This window comes from Shewanella abyssi, from assembly GCF_023284025.1.
GTDB lineage: Bacteria > Pseudomonadota > Gammaproteobacteria > Enterobacterales > Shewanellaceae > Shewanella > Shewanella abyssi.
This window is the reverse complement of record NZ_JAKIKR010000105.1, coordinates 1-3,497: the sequence shown is the minus strand read 5'-3', so window position 1 is coordinate 3,497 and position 3,497 is coordinate 1. Positions and strand designations below refer to the sequence as shown.

The window sequence follows — 3,497 nt, the reverse complement described above, 5'->3', positions numbered from 1 at the left end:
AATTCGGGAGTAAAATTACGTTTTATACGTTTAGTCATACGATCACCTAAATAATAATGAGGCTATAATATCAACCTCTAACTAGGTGGCCAAATTAACTATGCCACTTCAGCTTGGAACATCTTCAATGAGAGTGCAGATAGGATCACTCAAATGTGTTCAAGGAGCTGGCTAAATATGACCAGTTAGTTTTCCAGATTGGTATTACACCTGCATGGAGATTGAACCCGTACCATCTTCGCTGAGCAGACAAAAAAGCCGACTAAAGTAAACTTTAATCGGCTTTAAAGAATGATTAACAGTTAATTATTAAAACTGGTAAGTCATACCAGCGTAATAACTACGGCCAACAATTCCCCAGCCAATTCGTGTACCCCAGTTAGTTAACCAATGATCAAGACCATCTTCATCTGTTACATTGTTAACACCTAAATACACATTAGCAGCTTCAGAAATATCATAACTTATATTTAAGTCATGGATTAATGAGTCATCAACGCTTTGATCATCATAAACTTCATCGGATATATCTAACCAGCGTTTACCACCTTGCTTGAATTTAGCTGTCCAAGAAACACTTAAATCATCTAAGTTATAAGTAGTAATAAGGTTAGCTTGCCATTTAGGATTACCTAGTTCACCTAAAGGATCATCAGTTACTGAGGTACCTTCAACATCATTAAATTCAGTATAAGAAGTTTCTAGTTGACGCGATGCGTTTAAGCTAAATGACCAGTTTTCGTACGAATATACTGACGCTATATCTACACCACGGCGACGTGCCGCATCAGCATTAAAACTAACGGTATTGACCACATTTATATCGCCGTTCGCATCTCGTTGAACTTTATCACAGAAAGTATTGTCAATAGAACCTGCCTCTAAATCAGTACAGTTTGATAATATAGTGCTCGCACCTTGGCTAACAATCATATCTTCAAGTTTAATATCGTAATAATCAAAAGATATTGTCAAATTGTCAATAAAGCTAGGAGTCAACACTAAACCAATGGTTAATGTTTCTGCTTCTTCTTCTTTAAGATCTTCATTACCGCCACTTGCTGTTTTACCTTTTGCGCCACTGACGTTTGAGCTCCAACCTTCTTCAGTTATCCCTAAAGCTGCACAATTATCTTTACGACGACCATCAGCAGGACCCGCATCAATTTGATATTGATCACATGGATCTGTCATATCGGTAAAGCCAGAATTAGCACCAGCAAACATTTCGGTTAATTGTGGAGCACGAACCGCTGTTGAATAGGTGGTACGTAAACGGATAGAATCATTTATTGCCCAATTAAGACCTAACTTTGCGCTGTCAAAAGAAGCTGACTCTGTTGAGTAGTTAGCTTTACGATAAGCCGCTTCTATATCTAGTTGCTTAACAAAAGCTACATCACTTAATACTGGCACTAAGAATTCAGCGTAGACTTCTTGTATCGTTCTACTTGCATCCATACCTGACATGTCTGAACTTAGCTTGCCTGTTGACCAAACTTCTGAAGGTTCAAACTTTAAGCTTTCATAACGAACTTCAACGCCGGTACTCATTTGTACCGCACCTGCAGGTAATTCAAATAAGTCACCACCGAGGTTGGCAGAAAATGCATGGTTAACAACATCGGTAGTAGATAAATGATCGGTTAATATATAGTCAGTAACGGCTTGAGAAGGGCGTTCAAAAGGATTATATTCAGGGCAATTACCCGCATCAACACAATCCCCCGCTAATAGGTAAGTATCTATATCTAGTCTGTCTGTGCGCAAACTGTTTTTAACTAAAAGCTCAGCTTTAGTAGTACCACTGGTTGCATAAGCATCCCATGTCCAATCATTCTCAAAAGAGCCTGAAAGCGTAAGGCTTGCAGATACATATTCACGGTCACTTTTTTGTGAACGTGGGCCGGCTTCATAAAAGGTGTTCGGTAATGAGAACCACTCATCTTCAGGAGACATAACAGCGCGTAGCGCATCGGGCACAGTTATACCATTGTCGTCAAATTGGCTTAAGGTATACCAGCTTTCCCAATCACCAACAAATGCTGGATCGATAGAACTTGTCGCTTGTGTTTTTGAATACATAACATCGACTGAAAGAGTTACCGAATCAAACTCATAATTTAAATTTACATAAGCATTTAATCGGTCATATGGGTCTTCAATCGAACCATAATCATTTGGATCGAAACCACTGCCATCTGTTGCTATCCAACCTTCCGCTTGAGCAGTTGCAGGGGTTCTAAGGGTAGCAGTGCCATTTTCATATTGATACCAATCAGTCCCACCATCTGCACCATTCCAATAACCAAACATATTAGTATCAGTACCGAAAGCAGGGTACGTTAGACCTGACATCTTAATATTGTCAGGAATACCATCGTCTGGCCCCGTATTTGCAGGGTTAGATACAGCACGCATAGAGTTTTGTGAACCCGGACGATCCTTAGCCATTATTGCGCTGTCTTTAAAATAATCAACCGACATAGTCATGTGACCGCGCTCGTCATTAAAAGAGAAGCCGTTAATTACCGTAATACTTTGGTTTGCACCACCACCATGCTGTGTATCACCTACTTGTGCACGAACACTGGTGCCTTCATAGTCTTTTTTAATAATAAAGTTAACTACACCAGCTACTGCATCAGAGCCATAAACAGCAGATGCGCCACCTGTTAGTATTTCTATCCGTTCAACAAGCTCAGAAGGGATCATGCCAATATCGGCATACAACATTTGGCTATCATCAGCGATAGGTGTAGGACGTTTACCGTTAATTAATACAAGCGTTCTGTTTGCGCCTAAGTTACGTAAATTTACCGCATTAATACCAGAGTTCCCAAAAGAGTAGTTACCCGACGTTGAATCAAAACCATCGCCAAATTGAGGCATAGTTGACAGAATGTCATTGAGGTTGCCCGCACCGGAAAGCTTTATATCAGCTGCAGAAACAATAACCGTTGGGCTAGGTGCATCAAATGAAGCACGAGTTAAACGAGAACCGGTAACAGCAATACGCTCTACTTCCTCTTCAACTTGTTGCGTTTCTTCTTCTGCTGCCATGACCGCAGAAGAAGTTATTGCCAGTACTGAACTAAGACTTAGGGCTACGATAGATTTTTTATAATAATTACTTTTGAATATTGAAGCTTTCAAGTTATATCTCCTTGAATAATAGTTATTTTTTATTTTCTTTAAAAATAGCGCTTTAAATTACATTTTAAAACAATATGCAATATGCAATATACTGCATGCGATTATGTGTGTAAATAGTTAAAGATGCTATCCCGCAGTTAAGTGTTTAAATTATTTTCGTTAAAAAAATAATTCATTTCCGTTAAAAAAATAATGAAAACGCATTTTTTTAAAAAAATCTTGACTCAGATCCTGAGGGATCCCCACGAATTTAATAGGATGCTTGTGGCTCCCTAACTAAATCCTGCAGCGTCTTAATCCCTGCTCGCCAATGAGACTTCAGCAACTTTAAATGGCTGTCT

General features: G+C 39.1%; 1 protein-coding gene. It reads right to left on the bottom strand.

Annotated features, from left to right (window positions below; genetic code table 11):
* Nucleotides 1-309: 309 nt before the first annotated feature.
* Entirely contained in the window at nt 310-3,156 is a 2,847-nt protein-coding gene (locus tag L2755_RS21785; RefSeq protein ID WP_248982737.1) for a TonB-dependent receptor domain-containing protein, read from the bottom strand.
* Nucleotides 3,157-3,497: the final 341 nt, after the last annotated feature.